A 20541-nucleotide genomic window follows, 5' to 3' on the forward strand; every position below is an offset into this window, starting at 1 on the left:
ATCGACGACGGCAATCCTCGATATGGAAAGCACGCTTTACAACAAGGGGGATGCCATGCGGGGTTGGATCGGGTTTGCCGCCGGAATGGCCGGCTATGTCGGGCTGCTGGTCCTGTCGCAGCGCCTGCTTGCCGGCGGGATCCAGGACCAGGGCACCCGCCTGCTGGTCTCGCTCATGCCGATGCTGCCCGTGGCCATCGTCTGCGCCGCCGTGGTCGCCATCATCCGCCGCATGGACGAGATGCAGCGCAAGCTGCAATTCGAGGCGCTGGCGCTTTCCTTCGCCGGTACCGCGCTCCTCACCTTCGGCTACGGCTTTCTCGAAGGCGAAGGCTACCCGCGCCTCTCGATGTTCGTGGTCTGGCCGCTGATGGCCCTGCTCTGGACGATCGGCACCTGCCTCGGCCGGCTGCGCCACGGATGAGGAACCGCATCCCCGACCTCCGCCAGCAGCGCGGCTGGTCGCAGGCCGACCTGGCCCGGCAGTTGCAGGTCTCGCGCCAGACGGTGAATGCGCTGGAGCGCGGGCGCTACGATCCCAGCCTGCCGCTGGCCTTCGCCATCGCCCGGCTGTTCGGCCTGGCGGTCGAGGACGTGTTCCAGCCCGCCCCCGACTGACGGCCCCGGACCCGGCGCCAGCGGCTTTCCGTTTTCCAAATACCCATCGCCAGGCGCGCAACGGGGCGTCACACCCGGATCATGGCGCGGCTCCGTCATACACCCTGTGTACGCTCCGTGCACGGCTGTCACAGCCAAAACTCCAGCATTTCCCGGAAAACCCGCATCCGCCCGGACCCCGGTGCTCCCCACGCAACGCACGCAGCCGTTGCGCGGCCCGGGGCCGGCGCTTTGGACGGAACAATCCCTTTCCCCGCCGGTTGAGCCAGCCCATAGATACGGAGAACCCGATGCTGGACCGACTCGCGATCATCGCAACCGTCACGGCGCTGCCGTCCCTGGCGATGGCCCAGACCGACACGCCCTTCACGCTGCCGGATCTGCCCTATGCCGCCGACGCCCTCGCCCCCGCGATCAGCGCCGAGACGATGGAGCTGCACCACGGCAAGCACCACAAGGCCTATGTGGACAACCTGAACAAGGCCGTGGCCGCCGACGCCAACGCTCAGGGCAAGACCCTCGAGGACCTGGTCGCCAATGCCGGAACCTATGCTCCCGCGATCCGCAACAACGCCGGAGGTCATTGGAATCACACATTCTTCTGGGAAAGCATGGCGCCCGAGGGCGAGCGGGACGAGATGTCCGAGCCGCTGTCGCAGGCCGTCACCGCCGTCTACGGCTCGCCCGAGGAGTTCCGCAAGGCCTTCGAGAAGGCGGGCGCCGACCGCTTCGGCTCGGGCTGGGTCTGGCTCATCGTGAACGACCAGGACCAGCTGGAAATCACCTCGACCCCGAACCAGGACAACCCGCTGATGGACGTGGCCGAAAAGAAGGGCACACCGATCCTGGGCAATGACGTGTGGGAACACGCCTATTACCTGACCTACCAGAACCGCCGTCCCGAATACTTGTCGGCCTGGTGGGATGTGGTGGATTGGGGCAAGGTCTCCGAACGCTACGCCGCAGCCTTGGCCGACTAAAGCCCGGGCGGGGTCAGCCGCGCTGGCCCCGCCACTCGCGCCAGGTCAATCCGATGACCACCAGATCCAGCGCCGAAAGCGCCAGCAGGACCGGCGAATGGGTGTGGCTCCAGCGGTGCAGCTGGGTCACGATGAAGCCGGAAAACACCACGATTCCCAAAGGATAGGCAAAGGCCACGCGGCGCATCAGCAGCAGCACGATGGCCAGTTTGACGACCCCGTGCGCCGCCAGGTACAGCGCATAGAAATGCTGGCTTGCCAGGCTGAACGTCCCCATCGCCTGCGCCACGCGGGCATAGACCGGGCTGCCGTGCCCCTCGATCAGGTGGCTCTGGACCAGCCAGCCGGTCAGATCCTCGATCCGGGCATGGGGCACCAGCCAAAGCCCCAGCCCGGCCGCGATTTCCAGCAGCGCAAAGACCGATTTCAGCACCAGGGTGGATTCGAACAGCCAATGCAGCGGTCCGTGTTCCCCCTTGATATGCTTCATCAATCCTCGCCCCGATAGGGCTGGACGTACTGCAGCGCCATGTCCCAGGGGAAGAAGATCCAAGTGTCCTGGCTGACCTCGGTCACATAGGTCTCGACCATGGGGCGGCCCTTGGGCTTGGCATAGACGGTCGCCAGGTGCGCCTTGGGATACATGCTGCGCACATGCTCCAGCGTGCGGCCGGAATCGACCAGGTCGTCGACCACCAGGATGCCCTCGCCATCCTGCATCACTGCCGGGTCGGGGGCCTTCAGCACCTTGACCTCGCCCCGCTCCTGCCCGCCCTTGCCCTGGTAGGACTTGACCGAGATCGTGTCGATCACGCGGATGTCCAGCTCTCGCGCGACGATCATCGCCGGGACCAGGCCGCCGCGGGTGATCGCCAGGATCGCGCGCCATTCCCGGTGTTCGAGCCGCCAGGCCAGCGCGCGCGAGTCGCGGTGGATCTGGTCCCAACTGATGTGGAATCCGCGTTCATGGGGCAGGCGGTCGTTCATGCTGGCTCCTTAATGCTTGACGATCAACAGGATGCCCAATGCCGCCATGGCAAGGCTGGCCGCCCGGTCGATCCAGAACTTCGCGGCAAAATAGCGCGCGCGCATGGCGGCTGTCGACATCAGAACGGCGACCAGGGCATACCAGAACAGTTCGGTCGTCAGGCAGATCGCATAGAGCGTCGCCTGCTGCCGGCCGGACATGGCGGCGGGAAAAACCGACAGGATCAGCGCCGCATAGAACAGCGCAGGCTTTGGGTTCGACAGGTTCAGGGCGATGCCGCCGAAAAAGCCCCGCGACCCCGAGGCGGCGGGGGGCAGCGGGCGCGAGGACGCGGCCCACAGCCGCCAGGCGAACCACAGCAGGTAAAAGCCGCCGAACACCTTCAGCGCCGCGAACCAGCCCGGATGCAGCCGAAAGACCACCGCCAGCCCCAGCAGCGCAAAGACGCACCACCGCGAAGCGCCGCAGGCCAGCCCCAGCGCATAGGGCAGGGCACGCTCGCGGCCATGCGCCAGCGCCGTCTGGATCGTCGCGATGATCGAAGGCCCCGGCGTCAGGATCGCCAGCGACAGCGCCGAGACAAGCGCGATGACCTGCTCGACGGTCATTCCGGGGGGCTATTCCTTTTTCGTCGTGGCGATGTCGGGGGCGTCCACAGCCTTCATCCCGACGATATGATAGCCCGAGTCGACATGATGTGTTTCCCCGGTCACGCCCGAACCCAGGTCCGACAGCAGATACAGCGCCGACTTGCCGACCTCGTCCTGGCTGACGTTGCGTCGCAGCGGCGAGTTCAGCTCGTTCCATTTCAGGATATAGCGGAAATCGCCGATGCCCGAGGCGGCCAGCGTCTTGATCGGCCCCGCGCTGATCGCGTTGACGCGGATGCCGTCCTTGCCCAGGTCCTCGGCCAGATAGCGCACCGACGCCTCCAGCGCGGCCTTGGCGACGCCCATGACGTTGTAATGCGGCATGACGCGCTCGGCGCCGTAATAGGTCAGCGTCAGCATCGACCCGCCATTCGGCATCATCGCTGCGGCACGGCGCGCCACGGCGGTGAAGGAATAGACGGAAATGTCCATCGTCATCAGGAAGTTGTCGCGCGTGGTGTCGGCATAGCGGCCGCGCAGCTGGTCCTTGTCGGAAAAGCCGATGGCATGGACGATGAAATCCATGCTGTCCCAGCGCTCCGCCAGCGTGGCGAACAGCGCGTCGATGGACGCCTCGTCGGACACGTCGCATTCGGCCAGCAGGTCCGACCCCAGCTGCGCCGCCAGCGGCGCGACCCGGCGCTTCAGCGCCTCGCCCTGATACGAGAACGCGAGTTCCGCCCCCTGGTCCGCCAGCGCCTTGGCGATGCCCCAGGCGATCGACTTGTCGTTGGCCAGCCCCATGATGAGGCCGCGCCGCCCTTTCATCAGCCCCATACCGGCTTCACTTGACATGATGCTGCCCCTCGCGCTTCTTCGGTTTTCAGCAGGATTAGGACAACTGCAAGGGGGCATCAAGTGTCGGTGATTGCGCTGCCATGACAGATCGGTCGGGAATATTCGCCGGGGACGACCCCTTTGCCATCGCTCGGGCCTGGCTGGCCGAGGCCGAGCGGACCGAGCCCAACGACCCCAACGCCATCGCCCTGGCCACGGTGGATGCCGACGGCCTGCCCGATGTGCGCATGGTGCTGTTGAAAGAGATCGAGGGCGCCGGCGCGGACGGCGCCTTCGTTTTCTACACCAATTTCGAAAGCGCCAAGGGTTGCCAGATCGAGGCGACCGGGGTTGCGGCCTTCGTGCTGCACTGGAAATCGCTGCGCCGCCAGATTCGCGTGCGCGGCCATGTCAGTCGCGTCGACGATGCGCAGGCGGATGCCTATTACCGCTCGCGTCCCCTGCAGTCGCGGATCGGCGCCTGGGTTTCGCGCCAGAGCCGCCCCCTGGAAAGCCGCAACGCGCTGCTGGCCGATGTCGCGCGCCAAAGCATCAATCTTGGGTTGAGCCCATCCCGGCCTCCGCACTGGGGGGGATACCGGATTCGCCCGGAGGAGGTTCATTTCAGGCGGCTCCGGGCGTCGCTGCATGACAGATTCGAATTTACGTGATGTTATTAAAACGGCAGGCAGGGCAGCGATATCCTGTCCGATAAGTCCGAATCGGACGCAAGATTCTGGTCTGTCGAGCGTCTTAGCCCTTGATGCCGGAGGTTGATTTGCTCATGGTATGGAAAACCTGACTTATGATAAGCCCGGTCCGTTCAGTTTGCCTCTGCCCTGGGTAAAGGGGTATTGGACTGAAGCTTGGTTGAGACGGTTTTTCTTTCGAATGGGATAACAAAGCAAATGAACGATAACGACGAGCAGCAGCGAGAAGTCGCCGGCGTCGTGAAATGGTTCGACGGGGCCAAGGGGTTTGGCTTCCTGACCGACCCCGAGGGGGGCGCCGATATCCTGCTGCACGCCAACGTGCTGCGCAATTTCGGCCAAAGCTCGGTGGCCGAGGGCGCGCGCGTCCGGGCCATGGTTCAGCAGACGCCGCGCGGCGTGCAGGCGGTCGAGGTGCTCTCGATCGAGCCGCCCGCGGCCGAGCCCATGCCCGCCATCGCCGACCTGTGCTCGGCCACGCCCGAGGAGGTGGCGCGGCTGCCGCTGCTGCCCGCCCGCGTGAAGTGGTTCGACAAGGCCAAGGGGTTCGGCTTTGCCAACATCTTCGAGCAGAAGGCCGATGTCTTTCTGCATATCGAGGTTCTGCGCCACTCCGGCTTTGCCGATCTTGCCGTGGGCGAGGCGATCGCCCTGCGCGTGGTGGATGGCCGGCGGGGGATGATGGCCGCCCAGATCCTGTCCTGGGAGCGTGCCGCCCACGAGGCGAAGGGTGCCCAGTTGGGGGGGGCAGCCGCGCTCGCTAAACTGCGGCTTGTCGCGGGCGCGGTATGAAATGGAAGGCTGCAGTCATCGCCCTGGCCCTGTGCATGGGGCACGCAGCCAAGGCCCAGTCTGAAAGTTGCCGTCCCGACCGGGCGGTTTTCCTGGGCGGTGCCGCGCCGGTCACGGTGCCGGTCGAAATCGCCGACGATCCGCAGGAACGCGCCCGGGGGCTGATGTTCCGGCGCCACCTGGCCCCGGGCACGGGCATGCTTTTCATCTATGAAGCCCCGCAGCGGGTCAGCTTCTGGATGCGCAACACGCTGATTGCCCTGGACATGGTCTTTCTGGATGCGCGGGGCGAGGTGCGCCACGTCCATCCCATGGCCCGCCCGCTGGACGAAACCTCGATCCCGGGGGCGGCAATCGGCGATCCCGCACCCGAGCGGCTGATGGTGCTGGAACTGCCCGGCGGCGACGCCGCCCGGCTGGGAATCCGCCCCGGCATGGCGCTGGCCCATCCCGGGCTGCCCCAGGACAGGGCGCTTGCGCCCTGCGGCGGATAGCGGCAGATTCCGCTTTTCCCCGCGCGCCCAAGTCGCTAGACAGCCCACGGTTCGGAGCGTAGCGCAGCCTGGTAGCGCACCTGCTTCGGGAGCAGGGGGTCGGAGGTTCGAATCCTCTCGCTCCGACCAGTTTTGCGGTGATAAGAGGCAGATAGTTCTGCCTCTTCGGTCAGATTATTTGCCTTTGGGTGTCACGCATCATCCGGACAGTGGTGTCGGCTCATGCTCTGGCAACGCTCGACTTGATGCGCTCGATAACCTCGGGGGCTTCGCCGACGATCTGGTTCTTTCGCATCGCTTCGGGTGAATAGAACGGGTGTTTGGCCGCCTGTTCCCCGCGCATCGATAGCCGAAGGCCCAGCGGACCTTCAGTCGATCCCACCAGCGCGACCGCGCAGCCCATCACGGTCAGTTGCACCGTGACCCAGGCCCCCTGAAGGATGAGTGTCAGCATCCAGCCGGCAGATTGCTTGCTTGTGTATTGCTCTGAGTGGCAAAGGACTTGCCCATTGGAAGCTTTTAGTCGCCACCAATACCCTGTACGTGCCGTGCCTTGAGAATTTCGTACATGGTTACTGTCTCCAAAAGGGGCCGCAGCCCCGTTGTGCCCGAAGACAGGATTGGATACCCTTGATATGGCTAGGGCCTGGCACCAAGCCTGACTCCTCGGGCAGCCAGAAGATTTCGGCGCGCTGGCTTTTTCATTCTCATCTATCCTCAAGCTGGTGATGGCGAATATGCCGGGTCCCATGCAAATGCCACCAGGATTCGCGATGGCGGTGATCGTCCCCGCCTTGATCCAGTCGCGCCTGTTTTTCCATTTGACCCGGACCGTATACTGCTGGCCATCGTCAAACACGCCTGTGATCGAGCTGCGCATAGTCTGGCCGGACGGCATCCCAAGCGAGAGGGATCGCGGCCTTCCAGTTCCTGTGCCACGATGTCGCGAAACCAGCGAAGTCCTGGATCTTCATTCCGTCGCCGGTGCCAGTGCTGTTTAAGTTCCCGGCGGCGGGCTCCTGATAGATCATGCAGCCAGACGCATGCAACTTCTCATCAGCCGGCGGACCCGAGGGCCCATCGCATGCAGGCCCATCCCAGAATTTCAGCCCATCCCGAGTCCAAGACGGAAGTTGATGGTGTTCTCGCTCGTGTCCCCTGTTGCGGCGCATTACGGGCGCCGGTCCGATGGCTTTGCTCCCAGTCGTTCGGCATAGATATCCGTTCGCCTGTCGCGGAGCGGGTGGTTGAAGCTGTTCCCGCCGATGCGTAGCGAGCCGCGATGAGCTGACTAGCGATGTCCGTTGTTCTGGCCCGAGCTGATCGGAACCCGGACCTGACGGCGAAGATCGGCCAACGTACGTGGACGTTCTGTTCTGTCTCACCTCACCGGCTCCTCGAACCACTGGACGCCATAGTCTTCGATGGCCAGCGCGAGTTGCAGCGCATCATGCGGGTTGAACCAGCAATTGGCGTCGATCATGATCGGAATGTCTCGGCCTCGGCCACAGTCCTTCTGACGCTCGGCCACATCCTCTGACCGGCCTCGAGCGTGCTCGAACTGCTCGATGATCTGGCGCAGCTCGCCTGCGGCACGCCATAGGCCTGGCCGTTGTGCCCGTTCCAGTCCGGGTCATCCTTCATGGGCGGCCCGCCGCGCACCTGGCCAGCGCCTCGCGCATCGTGTCGGGTCGCGGGGCCGGTCTGACATCGCCTTCCTGGGTGCGGTTGCGCCTCGTCCACCAGCACGCTGATCTTGTCGCGGTCGTTAGCACCCCATCTGCCTCGGCGAACTTGTGGATCGTGGTGATCGACTGCGACCTTCCGCGCGTCCGGCCCGGGGCTGGCGCGGTGGTTGGCGGACCAGTGGGCGGGCGCGGGGGCTCCTCCGCGCGGGTGGGCGGGGCGGGGCTGTTGGGCGCGGCCAGCGGCGGCTGGCCGCGCAGGAAGACCGCACCCTGTTCGAAAGCTGGTTCGCCACCCTCCGAGGCTGGGCGATCTGGGGGCGGGGCAGAGGCAGGCAGCCGGGCGCGGCCGGCTGGCATCACCGGGATCGCCACTGCGACGCAGGGTCACCGGAGCCTGACAGCAGGCGGCGAACAGTTCGGCAGGCCTTCGCCAAAGGGCCGCATGATACCCTGGCCCATGCGAACAGAGCCACACGCCTCTCGCCACATGTCATCGTCCAGGCTGCGGCCGGTCGGGGGCTTGTGCAGCCAGCGGACACCGCTGTTGCACAGACGCGTGCAGGGCGGGTGCGCGACGATCAGCATATCCCATCCGTCTGCCAGATGGTCCCGCACATCGCCCCGGATGTGTCGGTTGCTTCCATCTTCTGCCGGCAGCAAATACATCGGTGGCATCATGCCCATCATGATGAAGCAGCCCTGCCGGGACGACGACTGGGACAACCCGCTGCCGACTCGAAGATGCGGAGCCATCCCACCACACCTCGAGCATCGAAGGCCGTGAAGAGATTAAGCACCGCCGTAAGGAACAAGCGTCTCTCCGCCGAGTTGGATCTTGGATAGGTCATTTCACATGGCAGGGAGGCCATCCGATGAATGCGACCGAAAACCCCGATACCGTTCCGGCCGGTCAACCCGGCGCAGGCGAGAACATCTGCCGCAAGTGCGAAGGGAGCGGCAGGATTAACGGGCAGCCATGCCCCGAGTGCGACGGAACTGGAAAGGTCGTCACGGGGATTGGCGGCGGCTGACAGATGAATCATGCCCACCCCCGTGTCTGATCCATCGTGCGGTCGACAGCGGCCAACAGGCAACTAACGGGATACTGTTCAGGATGCATACGGATTTTCATGATCTACGGCAGATGTTGATCACATTCCCTCATTTGCCAGAGCACAGCGAACGCTCGGAGCCCTCGGGGAAGGACCACAAGGTGGCACCGGCCGATGCCTATTGCTTGGACGATCAACACTGACGAGCCGAGCCTGTTAATCGCTGACAGGCGCCGTCGCTCTGCAGCACGTCACCACGCGCGCGGCGTGTAGATCCGGCATCTGCTGCACGATGCTGCTGGCGCTGTCGTCGGCCAAGAGCCACCGCCCGGAAGGGTCCGACATCATCTGGACGTGGCCATTGTTGCAGTCGCAGTGCGGCTCATAGCGCTGGCCGGCAGTTCGGCAGGTGGTATCGGCTGGCGTCAAACTCCCGCCCTTGACGATCGGGCGGCTCCCTGAGTTCGGGGCAAGGATAATGCGGCGGGCATTGCAGGCTTCGTCGATAGGCGGGCCTCTGTCGCGCCGCCGTAGGGGTTCAGGGGCCGTGCGACTCCTGGCTTTGCCCCATCGTGGTCAGGATCACCGGATCGACCCGCCATCGCCGGAGAGATTGCCCAGGCAACGTTTAGTTCTTGGAACGGGAATTAAACCATGAGAATTTGGTAAATTCTGTTCCACCCAAGCGTTCGCCCGCTTTCCCCGATCACGGCGGTGCTGCCCTGAAACGACAGCAGGCCCCGCAATTCGCGGGGCCTTGCCTTTGAACGCCAGGGCGGTCGCCCTATGCGCCCGACAGGATGGAATCGGCGATCTTCTCGGCGACCATCATGGTCGGAAAGTTGACCGGCTTCAGATCGACCAGCACCTGGTTCCAGATGTCGTAAACGGCGCGGTGCCAGCCGCCTAGCAGAACCGGCTCGCCAGCTTCGACCAGCGTGCGCACATATGCCGCGACAGAGCGGGCCTTCGCCACGCCAGTCTCTTGGCGCACCTCAGGTCGAGTTCCGGGCGGCTTCACCGCGCTCGGTACAGCCGCCATTAAGAACCCGGACCGCGAGTCGCCGCTTGCAGTACCCGGTCGGTCTGACTCAACCCGCACCGACCTCGAACACGTTCTTGACGAGAGGCGGGCAGGGACATGGCGCGCCTCGGCATCAGTCATCCAGATCGCAGCAGTGACAATGACCCCCATCCAGAAGAAGGCACCAAGACCACAGGGTCTATGGATGCCTATGATCCCTCGATCCACTGGCAGGTGACGATCCCGCTGCATCCGGGTGCCGAGCGCGCCTTCCGAGAAGCTGGCTACATCAAGTAGCCGCCGCCAGACCACGCTAGCCCGGCGCGCGGCAGGCGCGCCGGACCTGGGCTGCCGCGTCGCGGAATCATCGCGCCACGGCCCTTGTCCGTCGCTCGGCCGTGCCGCGTCCGTCTTCTCGAGATCGCGCAGCCGACCGCTAGCGGCGTAGGCGCACCACCGGGACCAGATTCCCTGATCGCCATAGGCCGATCCGACATAGCGCTTGCCGGTCCTTGTGTCGGTGATGAGGTAGATGCCCTTGATGCTTTCGAGAGCGGCCTTCCAGTCAGGGCGGCTGTTGCTTACCACGGCTGCGGGCAAGCTCCGCCGATGGAATGTCAGTTCGCGAACGGCTTTTCCGGCGACATCGTGCAGCAACAGCGCCGGCCAGTGGTGCGCGCATCTTCGGCCGAGCGCTTCTGGTGCGGCCTGATCCTCGGGGCTTTGAAGCCGGTGATCAGCCCCGACCAGGATCGGGACGTTTCAGCGCCTCCATCGCCTGGCGCGCGCGCTGATATGCGCTGACCCCTTCGGCACCCAGCTGCAGCGCGATCGGTTACATCCAGCCGAACCGCAAGATGAGCAGGCTTTCAGGCGAATACGGCTTGAATGCTGCCGAAAAAGCAGCCTAATCAGTGAACCACAAACTCTCCGGTAAACCCGGGGCGGTTCAATCAGAGTGACACCCAAGGTAGCCATCTAAGTCAGCTTGCCGAAGCTCATAGCCACCGCGTCACGAGCGAGGCGTGGAAGAATGGCTTCCCGAACAAGGCGGAAAACCCGGCCGGCCACGCCGCCGACGTGGCCAGCACCAGCGCGGTGAAAGCTGTATTCCATTGCACGCCGTCCAAGGTTCAAATGAAAGATAGTCAATCGCCTCGCCTTTGGCGATAGACCTTCGCATCACGCCCACGCCCTCGGGTCGTGCGGGTCATTGGTCGCCCGGTAGTCTGCGAACGCCTCTGCCGCACGGCGGCGGCGACCTGCGGCGGCAGGGGCAAATCCGTCACCGTGACGGTTTTATGGGGCTGGCCTGATAGAACGCTGACGATCCGCCGGGCGAAATGTACTGGGTCACGGCCAGCACGGTCGTGCCGAGAACGGTTTCGGACTGGATCAGCCGCTCGAGAAAACCGCGATTGAGCCGGTCGAGCCCGCGCTGCGCCTCGCGTAGTGCCACGACCGATGCTCAGATCCTGTACAAGTATCTGCGCAGTCCGAACTTCGTCGCGCAGCTTGACCGCGCGGAAGGGCACGGTCATCAGCCCGCCGAAGGGGTCATAGACCCATCGCCCGGCTCGGCGCATGACGATGGCGCAGGACTACAAGCTGCACTTCGCGCGGTGGAACCAGTTGAATCCTGCACTTCGCGCGGTGGAACCAGTTGAATCACCCGCTCAATGCCTGGGTGCGTGATCGTCGCGAATGGCAGGGGTGGCAGGAATACCGGCCGCTCCGGGATGACTTCAACCGGCCCTTCATCTTCTCGGTCATGGCTACCACGAACCCGATACCTGGCTGTAGTCGGCAGGCAGGTTGTGCGCCTTCCGGACCTTGTAGCCTGTTCCGCGCCAGTCCCTCCTGTCGTTCTCATCAGGCTTGTTCAGCCCGTCACCTTCCATTGTGGAAGGGTTATGCGAACCTGCTTGTCTAGCTGGTCCAGCATCTTGTTGAGGCGCGTAGCCTCTTGCATCGCCGCCCGCTTGGCCTCGGGGTCGCTAAGGTCGCGTTCCTCGATTTCTTGAAGGCGTTGCTTGATCGGTCGGCGGCCGGGGTTGACCGTTATGCCAAACAGCTTCATCAGCCAATCGTCGCCTTCTTCCGGTTCAAATATGATCGGCAGCTTAGACGAAAGGTCTCTTGTTCCGCTCACCAGGTACCGTGGGCATGGTCTGCATGCCGAGATAGGCCAAAGCGAGGGCGTCTGTCAGCCGACACATTCAAGCCGTCGATCCCGAAAGGGGTCTGAAACCCGATCCGGTTGATGCCGCCCGGGATGGTCCGGTCCATGACGTGGATCTGCCGCGATCCGTCGACACCAGAACCCCTCCAGCGGGGCCGAAAGCCCATCTGCGGCGAAATGCCCGTCGTCGTCGGTGTGGCCGAAGTCGGCATAGTTCGGGCTGGAAGCGGACTGGGTGCTGAACGGGACCGCGGATGACGATCAGCCGCTCCGAGAGCATCGCCATCAGCCGGTCTTCGGCCACGCGTCGTTGCGAAAGCAGCGTTTCCGGGCTCGATCACCTCGACCCGCTCGAGCCGATGGCGCGGACAAGCCCTGCGCATGGCAATCTCGCCGAGCCAGGTACGCCGTTGACGATGTCGATCATCTTCTGAACCATCTCGTAGTGCTGGCGCCATTTGCGTTCTGCGAGCGGCAGACCTCGCGCTCGGCCTCGGTGCTAGATCATGTCGAGCCGCCGCTGTCGGCGATCTGCCCGATCCACCAGCCTGGACCGCGGATAGGTCTTGAGGTTGAGCGATGCCCAGGCAGGCCAGGCGCACTGCCGCTGCCCGATGGTCGACGGCGCCCGAGTGCTTGGGGCATTCGACCTCGTAATCCATCACCAGCCCGTCGGCGAGGTGGATCGCCTCGTGCGTGCACAGGCCCGCGTGCAGTAGACCGCGCGGGTCGGGATCGCCTTTTCCAGGCCGGCGTGGCCTCGAGGTCGTGCCCGATCATCCTGGTGCTTGTCACGGGCGCGTTCGGGGCGACGCAGCAGCGTCTCGACCCGGGCGGGCAGGCTTTCGCGCTATCGCGCGCTGCAGCATGATCAGGTCGGCTGCGGATCCTTGAACATGCGCTTCTGGCCGCTTTCTCGACGGCGGCGCCGGCGGCGTGAACCGTGCGCAGGCGTCCACCGCCATCGGCGGCGGCAGTTCATAGCCATCATCGCAGTTGCACCAATCAAGGCCGAGGATGCGCTCTGCGGCCAGCCGAGCTTGTATCGGGAGTGGAGGCGCCGATGTGACGCCAAGTGCTTCTGACTTTGGGCGAGGCATTGCTGCCTACTCGCCGCGCTCAAGCATGATCCGCTGTTTCGACGGTTTCTTGCCTGATACACCCGGTCCCGCCATGACGCATTTCCGGGTTCATAGCTCGGTCGTCAACGACCGCTCGATGCTATAGCCAGGCTAGGACTCGACCATGACAGACAGGAATGCCGAGAAGCCGCGTCGCCATCTATCTGAAGACCGTGAAGGCCTGCCCCCCCTACGGGCCGGGCGCATCCATGGTGCTGGCCGCCCACATCGCTCGCACATGCTGCGACAATCCTAGATGCGGGCGTGCGCTCCGCTGTGCCGATCTCGGGCGCACCCACAGCTTCTTCCTCTTCCGGATTGCAGTGTGCCGATGGTAATGCAGGCGGCTTCCCCGCAGTCGCAGGCACAGAGCCCCCGCGGCCGTCATCGATTCTGACACCCCACCGCAATGAGCTGCCCGAACCGTCTACCTGTCGATCTGCGTGTCGGTGGTCATGGGTTGCCTTCCTGTCGGTTTCTTGTTGTCCCCGCAGGATCGCCCCGAACGGGGATTGCGCCAAACAGAATGAATCGCGCATCCTGTTCGAAAATACTGCACACGGAGCCTGCACCATGTCGGCCTTCTCGCGTTCGCTAGAACCGGGTCCTGGCCCGGCCGAGATCCACCACGTCGAGGAAGCCGGCATAGGACAGCAGCTCGATGTAGTCGTTCGGGCTTGGCTGCCGCGGCGGCAGCGATGGGCCGCGATGGTCCGATCCGGCCGCCGGGTCTCGGCCTTGAGGCGATCCTCGGACCAACTAGGCCGCAACATGGCGGCGTTGTAGCCGCAGATCGCTTCCCAGGCCTCGTCGAGGCTGAGCCGGCCATCATGCGCCTGACGGAGGTAGTGCCCGATCGCAGCGCTGGCCCCGTGGAACCGGGTCCAGTCATCCCGGGCCGTCGCCGCCGAGCCTGGTCCATCCAGTCCAGGCAAGCTGCCCAAGCCGCTCCTGCGCCTCGCGCATGATCTCGCGCCGTGACGGGCAAGGGCGCGCAGATCAGCGTCTCGATGTTCGACGTGATGGCCGACTGGCTGACCGTGCCGCTTCTGAATCATGAAGTCGCGGCCAGTCGCGCCGGCCGCTGGGCAGGCGCAGCCCTCCATCCGCCGTGCGTGCGGCTTCAGCGCCGGGATCGGCCCGCCTCGTCCACCTGCATGCCGCCGCAGCGCGGCGCGATGGCGGCCTTGGCGCGCGGCAAGCGGTCATAGGGCTCATTCCTTCCGAAACGCCGGATATGTGACACGGACACGCCGCGCGCGGCAGCATGTGCGCGGCGTCGCCCGGGCTGGTCGCCTCGATGCGAAGCTCCCGCACGCCCGCGCGATCTGGCGCAGATACTCCCCGTGGAAGCCGATGGCGAACCCCCCCGCGCCTCGATGGCTGGCCCGTCAAGCTGGAAACGCTGACCGACCGCCGCTACGAGCCGCTGCTGGCCGAGCGCCATCGCTGGCAGGATGGGCAGGCGGTTGCGTTCGAGGGACAGGATGGCATAGCCCGCAACATTCCCGGGCATGCATGACCGGCAGTAGCCGAGCGGGTGCCGTCGATGGTTAGCACCAGGTCGGGCATTAATGCGTTCAAGGCGCGCTTCTGTCTTTCCTCGACCGGTCCGAGCCAGTCCTGTTGCTCACACGACCAGCCGCGCCAGCGCAGCGCCAAGCGCCGACGGGAAGCCCACAGCACGGCCGTCATCATGGCGACCTGCCCCATGCCGCCCGCCGTCGAGCCCCGGCGAGCCGGCCGTGATCCCCGGTCAGGAAGATGCCGATCAGGTAATAGCGCCGTTTCCTCGGTCGAGATGGCAAATCGCACGCGTCGACAACCGACCAGCGCGGCCTCGCGCCTGGCAGGCACGCAGTCTCCTCGGCGGCCTCGGCCATCTGCGGCAGGCTCGTTCCCCAGATCGGCGCCGTGACATGCCGCCGGGAACTGTTCATCAAATCCTTTCTTGCCCAGGTCGACGCCTTCGTCTCTCCTTCGCGCTTCCTGTTGAAGCGCTTTCAGGACTGGGGCCTGCCCCGTGAAAGGCTGGTGATGATCGAGAATGGCCTGGATGGCGGACCGGTCGCCCAGGCGCGCGCCCTGCCGCCGGGCGGACGGCGCAACCGCTTCGCCTATTTCGGACAGCTCAACCGGGATCGTGTCCCGGCGCTCGATGACAGGATAGGCGAGCAGCCGCGACGGCGATGGCAGGCCTGCCAAGGCCGCGATCACGCCGGCCTCTGCAGGAGCGATAGCACAGGCCCTTCCGACACCTCCGTTGATCAGGTGGCCGCAGATGCGCGATTTCGGAGACAACGCCCGGCCGATCCGACTGGATCGCCATCTGCGCAATGATCGATGGCGCCTAGGTGCAGGCGATACCAGGGACGCTGGCCGGCCAGCCGTCCAGTCGGCGGCACAGGTGCTGGCGGCAACGCGCCAAGCCCGGGCCGAAATCGTGTGTCGGTGCAGCCGCCGGGTCCCCATCGGATCAGCTGGTCGCCGCGCAGGTTGGGCCGTCGTCATCCATCTCGTCTCGGCGTATGGATCCAAGGGCGTCGCGGCCGGGTCTGACCGTCCTGCGGCGCTAAGCTCCTCCTTCGGCGGAAAGGACCCAAGGGGTCATCCTCATGAGGATGGCGCTGGTATTCCAGGCGCAGGTCCTCGAGCGACCCTTCTTCGACCGACCAGGTTCCCAGGCCGGTGGCGTAGAGCCGGATCAGGATATCGCGCTGTTCCCGGATATTCGGCGTGGTCCGATCGACATACTGGCGCGTCGTGTGGATGGCCGAGGCATCTGATTGCCCCGGCCAGGGGCAGGCGCCGCGCCAGATTTCCAGTCCGGCCGCGCCTTGACGGGTTAGGGGGCCACTCACCCGGACACTCGCCGGCTCGGCCAATCGCAGTTCGCCTCGCCAGCCCGGGCGGCGATCACGCCAAACTGCAAAGCGTCGCTATTCCCGGACACCGCCGTTGCCGTTGCCGTAGCACGCCGCCGTAGCCGTCGCCGTTGCCGTCGCCGCCGCCGTAGCCGCGCCGTTGCCGTAGCCGTAGCCGTAGCCGTTGCCGCTGTCCGATACCTCGTTCTCGTTACGCCGAATGCGCCGGGCCATCTGCCGTTCGGCGCCCCGGGCCTACAGCAGCAGGTCCGTGCCGCCGCCGCAGCGAGCCGTCGCCGAAGCCGTAGCCGTAGCCGTACCGCTGCCGTTGCCGTCGCCGTCGGCGTCGCAGAAGCCGAAGGCGTGTTCCACCGCCCTGCCCCGGCGCTATGGCCCCGTGCGGTATCCGGCGTCGTATCCCGCAAAGCTTCCTGATCTCGCGTCGTCCATGGCAGGCCGGGATAAGCACCCATGCCCCACCGCAAGCAATCCCGCACGCAGCTCTGAAAACGATTACTTTGAAAGCAAGAAGCGGAGTGCCGAGGGGTCTCGCTCGTGATGTCTCATGGCTACGATTCACCGCGCACATGGGCTGCGCATCATCATCTTCACGGACGATCACGAGCCAGCCCATGTGCATGCGTTCGGGGACGGTCAGGCCAAGATCAACCTGATCGGACTTGGTGGTGCCCCAGTCCTTGTCTGGGCCGAAGGCATGAAGGCGAATGATCTGCGTCGCGCCATGCAGATCGTCCGTGACGAGCAGGCGCAGTTTCTTGCCAGATGGGGGAATCCCGAAGGCTTCGAACCGCCGCTTCGGCCCGCTTCCCGAACAGTTTTCCCAACATGTGAACTTGATCCTTTTGCAAGGCCCGGGACCGCCGGGCGCGGTGGTGAAAGAAAGGGTGCTGGCCGTCCGGACGGGAGGGAGAGACCTGGCCGGCGGCCAGCCAGTCAGGGTGCGACGCTTCAGGCGCACCCATCCGTGGGCAGGGCGAAGCCGCCACCAATCGCGCGCGTATTCTGCCGTCACGCCACCGTCGGGTTGACCAACGTGTTCAGCCCGCTCTTTCGCCCGTTCGCAAATCGACAAGATAATCGCCAACATGATCCTTCCCTCCGTCAGATCGAGCCACCAGATCGCGCGCTTGCGCGGCGGTCGGGGCCGGAAGTCCAGAAGGGCAGACTGATCGACGCTGCGGACGACCAGCCACAGGCCCAGCCCAGCTGCGCGAAGAATGGCCGGCTGGACGACGCTCAGCGATCCGCGTCCCGCCCGCCCCCGCCTTCCTTGATGCGCTGCGCGCCGTTGTCGGGGCCCAGCATGTGCTGGCGGCCCGAATCTGCTTCCTGCCGGGGGTCGTCGGCTGCCAGGGCAGAGCGCATGCGATGGATCCTGGGGCGTCCTCGACGCGGATCGCAGGTCGGCGCGGCTTCGTCGCACCGCTTCATACAAGGAAAAATAACAACGCCACTTACAACACTAACGAGCGGCCCAAGCCAAGATGTTTCGCAGGTCACGGCCCTGGTGCCTGGTGAGCGTCGGGCAGTCGAGCAGTTGTCGCGAGTCTGACTTCCAGCAGGATGAGCGCCGCTCGAATGACCCCGTCGCTGCCTTGGCGGCAAAAGAAATCCCGCCGAGTCGGAGGGACTGGCCGGCAGGTGACGGCAAGTCGTGGCTTCTCTCGGCCGAGGGTTAAAGCCCCGCCCTGCTGCTCGGGCAGAGCGGGGCTGCCGCATGCCAAGGGATACTGCGGCAGACCAAAACGGGTGACGGGCTGCGGGGGTTTCCGCTCACAAGAAAGCCCCCGAGCCTATGGGGGGGTCCGCTCACAAGAAAGCCCCCGAGCCTATAAGGCCGGGGGCTCCCCGTGGGGCCGTGCGCATTACCCCACGGGGGATAAGCCGATTATGGATGCGGGGTTCCCATCATCCTCGCTGTGGCCCCGCCTGGGTGTGCGCACGGGCGGGGCCCTGCCGTAAGGCAGATCACAGCTATGACACGGCTACGATGAACCGTCTATGAAATGTTAAGGAGGTCCGCCCCTGCGCAGGAGACCCGACGACACGCAGGGGCGATGTGCTCGAGACGCAGGGGCGATGTGCACCGAGAGCTCGTCCAGCGTGTAGCTGCCGATGATGGCCCTTGTCATCGATCACATTGATGATTCGCAAGGAAGCCGAAGATAGCTGCAATTGCTACGATAACTCCGCACCGAACGATTGCTCGAGCAGCGACGGCAAGTGCTCGCAGCTACGTCCTGGCTCATTAGTTGGGACGTGCGGTCACGTGGTCTCCTATCGCTTCCGCCTGTTGCTCAACCTCTCCGCCACCTTCCGCGCGATGATGCCGGTGATCCGGCTGCGCTGGCGCCCGTCCGCGATGCCTTGGTACTCGTCAGCCAGGCGCGCCATCTGCTCCGGGGTGGCGCCCATGGCCTGGATCGTCAGCACGACCATCGCCGCGCCCGCGTCCTGCGTCTCGAAAGCTCTGCCTTGAGGGCGGCGATGCGTTCGGCGTCGGTCATGCGTCATCCTTCAAGACGTCTGCCCAGTCGTGCAGCATCCGGGCCGCGCCGAAATCCCCATGCTTCTCGCGTTCGTCGGCTAGGCCGATGATGTACCGCGGCAGTTCTGCCATAGGGATAGCGCCCTTGTTCTCAGTCTGGAGCTTCAACAGTCCTAGTATCGCGCCCACCGCGATGGCAACTTGTCCGACTTCCTCGCCCTCAAGATCAATCACGGCTTACCTCCCGCGCGCCACCTCTCGCGCGATGATAGCGCTCGTCATTGGAACGTTCAGTAGGGCTCTCCAGTCGGCCGGCAGAGCCCCACATCGCCGGCCCATTTGAGCTGCTGGATGTGGCAGGTTTCCGAGGTGGGGTGCAGGCTGAGATAGTTGCGAAAAGCCCCGGCTTGTCCACACGCTGCCTGCTTGCGCCAAGCGTTGCCGTCGGCACCTCGAAGATGCAGCGTCGAGCGTCTTCCTCGGGGATGCCTGCCATGCGCCAGGGGGCATAGTCATGCCGCTCGCCCCGTGCCACACGGCCCGGCGCCATGCTGTCCAGAAGTATCGCACCCGCATCCCTGTCCATCTCAGCTCGGGCGACCGGCGCGGGCATGCAGGCCTTCGCGCCTCCGGGGAGGGATCATGAGCGGCACGCCGCGTCGCGCCGCCAGGCCGGCCGCGGCAACCGCGGACCGGCGCACCATCCCAAAGACGGGCAACGCTTGCCCTTCGACATGTCCTCGCGTTCCGAGCGCTCCTTGACCATGCGTCAGGATTTCTGCCCAAGCCGTTGGCAGGTGCGTCCCATTTCGTACCGATGATTTCGCGGTTTATCCCCTGTGCGGCGCGCACCTGCACCGCGTTCAGCGTGCCAGTTTAGTTCGTCGAAGGCTCGAAGCTCTTGGAAGTAGTCACAAGAGACCTTCAAGGTGACGAGGCGGAGGTCCCCTAGTTGACGTAATGGGGGAGTTCCCCATTAGTGATTTATGGACCAGTTCATCGCAGAAGGTCGAAGTCCTGCACCGAAGCGATGGCGGCACGCGCTGATCGTTTTTCGGCGCTGGCCTCACTGGACGTCTGCGGCGGCTGGGAGCTGCAGGAAGGCAAACCGCGGGGCTCGTCGCCCGCACCGCGAGGCCGGAATAGACGCAGCGAAACGACTGCCCCCCCTGCGGCCGCCGGCGGCATGATGGCCTGTGCCCGCACGGTCACCTTCGGACAGGAACTGATCGGCGAGGCCCGGTCAGCGACTGTCTCGCCTCCCGCGCAATCTGACCTTTCAGCAAATGCGCCAGTCTTTTTCGCCAAATGCAACGCGAGGCATTGCTTGCGGCTCTCCGACGAGGCGGAGACTCCGCTGGAAGACAACGGCGCGCCCGCGCCTGTCCTCGCCCCAAACCGAGGCGCCGGGCCGCGTGTCACGCCATGGCACGGCCGAAGATACGTCACCCATGGCGCCGCGCGAGTCTGCGCACCGCAGGAGGTCAGCGCCGGTATCGAGCGCGCATGATAGGCCGGTGAGGTCGCGCGCCGGCCGAACGACCCCAACGCGGTCCCGGTGACGATACGCGGCACCCTCCAGTCCCTCGATCGCTGCCGCCGCCCAGGCGCTGGGCGTCTGCCTAGCACGATCAGCGGGCACTTTCGGCTGCATGGCACATCTCGACCGACGAGGTGTTCGGGTCCCTGGGCGACGACCGAGACGGGCATCACCGAGGATACGCCCTATGATCCGCGCAGCCCCTATTCGGCCAGCAAGGCCGCGTCCGACCATCTGGTCCGCGCCTGGCACGAGACCTATGGCGCTGCCGGTGGTGCTGACGACCTGTTCCACATTACGGACCGCGCGCGATCGGGTGCCGGTGGTGATCCTGAACGCGCACCGACTGGGCCATCACGTCGTCGGCCGCCCGGTTCCACCAACCTCGGGCTGGTCCCCCTTGTTTTACTCTTGCCCTTACAAACCCCCGGGGGGCTCCTCCATTTGTTCAGCGTTATCTCGTACGGACCCGTTGCTGACGGCTCGGCTGCTCGATATTGCACGGCTTTGCCGGGCCGCTGCGTGTGGGCGACAGCATCCGTGATGGTCCTT

24 protein-coding genes, 1 tRNA gene and 2 pseudogenes are annotated in these 20541 nt (G+C 65.1%); 12 read left to right on the forward strand and 15 right to left on the reverse strand.

Going from position 1 to position 20541, the window contains the following annotated elements:
* The first annotated feature begins 85 nt into the window (after positions 1-85).
* The 3 genes from DPM13_RS13945 (at position 86) to DPM13_RS13955 (ending at position 1598) form a co-directional block, all read left to right on the forward strand.
* On the forward strand, positions 86-424 hold the full coding sequence (locus DPM13_RS13945; RefSeq protein ID WP_223252035.1) for a hypothetical protein: 339 nt from the start codon (positions 86-88) through the stop codon (positions 422-424).
* Positions 421-618 (forward strand): helix-turn-helix transcriptional regulator, encoded by a 198-nt coding sequence (locus DPM13_RS13950; protein ID WP_112888226.1) that lies wholly within the window; start codon positions 421-423, stop codon positions 616-618. Before DPM13_RS13945 ends, DPM13_RS13950 begins: the two co-directional genes overlap by 4 nt.
* Positions 619-908: 290 nt before the next feature.
* Complete coding sequence (locus DPM13_RS13955) at positions 909-1598, forward strand: superoxide dismutase (RefSeq protein ID WP_112888227.1); 690 nt, start codon at positions 909-911, stop codon at positions 1596-1598.
* 13 nt (positions 1599-1611) lie between these two features.
* On the opposite strand, the gene DPM13_RS13960 is transcribed toward DPM13_RS13955, so the two are convergent.
* Genes DPM13_RS13960 through fabI form a run of 4 tightly spaced genes read right to left on the reverse strand, consistent with a single transcriptional unit; the run spans position 1612 to position 4013 of the window.
* Positions 1612-2088 carry a DUF2127 domain-containing protein gene (locus DPM13_RS13960; RefSeq protein ID WP_145963378.1) on the reverse strand — a complete coding sequence of 159 codons (477 nt, stop codon included), beginning with the start codon at positions 2086-2088 and terminating at the stop codon, positions 1612-1614.
* The gene (gpt, locus tag DPM13_RS13965; protein WP_112888229.1) at positions 2088-2585 is read right to left on the reverse strand and encodes a xanthine phosphoribosyltransferase; all 498 of its coding nucleotides are present in this window, start codon (positions 2583-2585) and stop codon (positions 2088-2090) included. Before gpt ends, DPM13_RS13960 begins: the two co-directional genes overlap by 1 nt.
* 9 nt (positions 2586-2594) lie before the next feature.
* On the reverse strand, positions 2595-3194 hold the full coding sequence (locus tag DPM13_RS13970) for a LysE family translocator (protein ID WP_112888230.1): 600 nt from the start codon (positions 3192-3194) through the stop codon (positions 2595-2597).
* Positions 3195-3203: 9 nt separating this feature from the next.
* Entirely contained in the window at positions 3204-4013 is an 810-nt protein-coding gene (gene fabI / locus DPM13_RS13975) for an enoyl-ACP reductase FabI (RefSeq protein WP_120440668.1), read from the reverse strand.
* A gap of 101 nt (positions 4014-4114) precedes the next feature.
* On the opposite strand from fabI, the gene pdxH reads away from it, so the two are divergent.
* The 4 genes from pdxH (at position 4115) to DPM13_RS13995 (ending at position 6138) form a co-directional block, all read left to right on the forward strand.
* The gene (gene pdxH / locus DPM13_RS13980; RefSeq protein ID WP_112888231.1) at positions 4115-4684 is read left to right on the forward strand and encodes a pyridoxamine 5'-phosphate oxidase; all 570 of its coding nucleotides are present in this window, start codon (positions 4115-4117) and stop codon (positions 4682-4684) included.
* A gap of 237 nt (positions 4685-4921) precedes the next feature.
* A complete protein-coding gene (locus DPM13_RS13985; RefSeq protein WP_028718221.1) occupies positions 4922-5515 on the forward strand; it encodes a cold-shock protein in 594 nt (197 codons plus the stop codon).
* 35 nt (positions 5516-5550) lie between these two features.
* Positions 5551-6009 (forward strand): DUF192 domain-containing protein, encoded by a 459-nt coding sequence (locus DPM13_RS13990; protein ID WP_223252036.1) that lies wholly within the window; start codon positions 5551-5553, stop codon positions 6007-6009.
* Between the two features lie 52 nt (positions 6010-6061).
* Positions 6062-6138 (forward strand) — tRNA-Pro (locus DPM13_RS13995).
* A 91-nt stretch (positions 6139-6229) separates the two neighbouring features.
* Here the strand turns inward: DPM13_RS13995 and DPM13_RS14000 are convergent.
* The 6 genes from DPM13_RS14000 to DPM13_RS14020 all read right to left on the reverse strand — a co-directional run bounded on the left by DPM13_RS14000 (position 6230) and on the right by DPM13_RS14020 (position 11853).
* Positions 6230-6868, reverse strand: a complete 639-nt coding sequence (locus DPM13_RS14000) for a YegP family protein (protein ID WP_189654686.1) — start codon at positions 6866-6868, stop codon at positions 6230-6232.
* A gap of 522 nt (positions 6869-7390) precedes the next feature.
* Positions 7391-7492, reverse strand: coding sequence for an enolase C-terminal domain-like protein (locus DPM13_RS21070; RefSeq protein WP_262983136.1), 102 nt, complete (start codon positions 7490-7492; stop codon positions 7391-7393).
* Positions 7493-8081: 589 nt separating this feature from the next.
* Complete coding sequence (locus DPM13_RS23615) at positions 8082-8450, reverse strand: hypothetical protein (protein ID WP_223252037.1); 369 nt, start codon at positions 8448-8450, stop codon at positions 8082-8084.
* Positions 8451-9533: 1083 nt separating this feature from the next.
* Positions 9534-10430: a GIY-YIG nuclease family protein gene (locus tag DPM13_RS21075; protein WP_189654688.1), complete on the reverse strand. Its 897-nt coding sequence runs from the start codon at positions 10428-10430 to the stop codon at positions 9534-9536.
* 628 nt (positions 10431-11058) lie between these two features.
* Entirely contained in the window at positions 11059-11232 is a 174-nt protein-coding gene (locus DPM13_RS21080; RefSeq protein WP_189654689.1) for a hypothetical protein, read from the reverse strand.
* Between the two features lie 423 nt (positions 11233-11655).
* Complete coding sequence (locus DPM13_RS14020) at positions 11656-11853, reverse strand: hypothetical protein (protein WP_112888235.1); 198 nt, start codon at positions 11851-11853, stop codon at positions 11656-11658.
* Positions 11854-12209: 356 nt separating this feature from the next.
* Between DPM13_RS14020 and DPM13_RS19850 the strand changes: the two genes are divergently transcribed.
* Complete coding sequence (locus DPM13_RS19850; RefSeq protein ID WP_145963379.1) at positions 12210-12389, forward strand: hypothetical protein; 180 nt, start codon at positions 12210-12212, stop codon at positions 12387-12389.
* 1664 nt (positions 12390-14053) lie between these two features.
* Positions 14054-14287 carry a hypothetical protein gene (locus DPM13_RS14035; protein ID WP_112888237.1) on the forward strand — a complete coding sequence of 78 codons (234 nt, stop codon included), beginning with the start codon at positions 14054-14056 and terminating at the stop codon, positions 14285-14287.
* Between the two features lie 208 nt (positions 14288-14495).
* Here the strand turns inward: DPM13_RS14035 and DPM13_RS19855 are convergent, their stop codons facing one another.
* Positions 14496-15293 carry a hypothetical protein gene (locus DPM13_RS19855; protein ID WP_145963380.1) on the reverse strand — a complete coding sequence of 266 codons (798 nt, stop codon included), beginning with the start codon at positions 15291-15293 and terminating at the stop codon, positions 14496-14498.
* 398 nt (positions 15294-15691) lie between these two features.
* Between DPM13_RS19855 and DPM13_RS21085 the strand changes: the two genes are divergently transcribed.
* A complete protein-coding gene (locus DPM13_RS21085; protein ID WP_189654690.1) occupies positions 15692-15862 on the forward strand; it encodes a hypothetical protein in 171 nt (56 codons plus the stop codon).
* 153 nt (positions 15863-16015) lie between these two features.
* On the opposite strand, the gene DPM13_RS21090 is transcribed toward DPM13_RS21085, so the two are convergent.
* Positions 16016-16174: a hypothetical protein gene (locus tag DPM13_RS21090; protein WP_189654691.1), complete on the reverse strand. Its 159-nt coding sequence runs from the start codon at positions 16172-16174 to the stop codon at positions 16016-16018.
* 331 nt (positions 16175-16505) lie between these two features.
* On the opposite strand from DPM13_RS21090, the pseudogene DPM13_RS23620 reads away from it, so the two are divergent.
* A pseudogene (locus tag DPM13_RS23620) lies at positions 16506-16667 on the forward strand (DUF4160 domain-containing protein); the annotation flags it as partial.
* Positions 16668-17197: 530 nt separating this feature from the next.
* On the opposite strand, the gene DPM13_RS25230 reads toward DPM13_RS23620, so the two are convergent.
* The 3 genes from DPM13_RS25230 to DPM13_RS14045 all read right to left on the reverse strand — a co-directional run bounded on the left by DPM13_RS25230 (position 17198) and on the right by DPM13_RS14045 (position 18683).
* Positions 17198-17326, reverse strand: coding sequence for a hypothetical protein (locus tag DPM13_RS25230; RefSeq protein WP_262983376.1), 129 nt, complete (start codon positions 17324-17326; stop codon positions 17198-17200).
* Between the two features lie 912 nt (positions 17327-18238).
* A complete protein-coding gene (locus tag DPM13_RS21095; protein WP_189654692.1) occupies positions 18239-18400 on the reverse strand; it encodes a hypothetical protein in 162 nt (53 codons plus the stop codon).
* Positions 18401-18464: 64 nt separating this feature from the next.
* The gene (locus DPM13_RS14045) at positions 18465-18683 is read right to left on the reverse strand and encodes a hypothetical protein (RefSeq protein ID WP_112888239.1); all 219 of its coding nucleotides are present in this window, start codon (positions 18681-18683) and stop codon (positions 18465-18467) included.
* Between the two features lie 1422 nt (positions 18684-20105).
* Here DPM13_RS14045 and DPM13_RS14050 point away from each other — a divergent pair.
* Positions 20106-20368, forward strand: a pseudogene (locus tag DPM13_RS14050) (GDP-mannose 4,6-dehydratase); the annotation flags it as partial.
* Positions 20369-20541: the final 173 nt, after the last annotated feature.

Origin of the sequence: Paracoccus mutanolyticus, from assembly GCF_003285265.1 — a bacterium.
GTDB lineage: Bacteria > Pseudomonadota > Alphaproteobacteria > Rhodobacterales > Rhodobacteraceae > Paracoccus > Paracoccus yeei.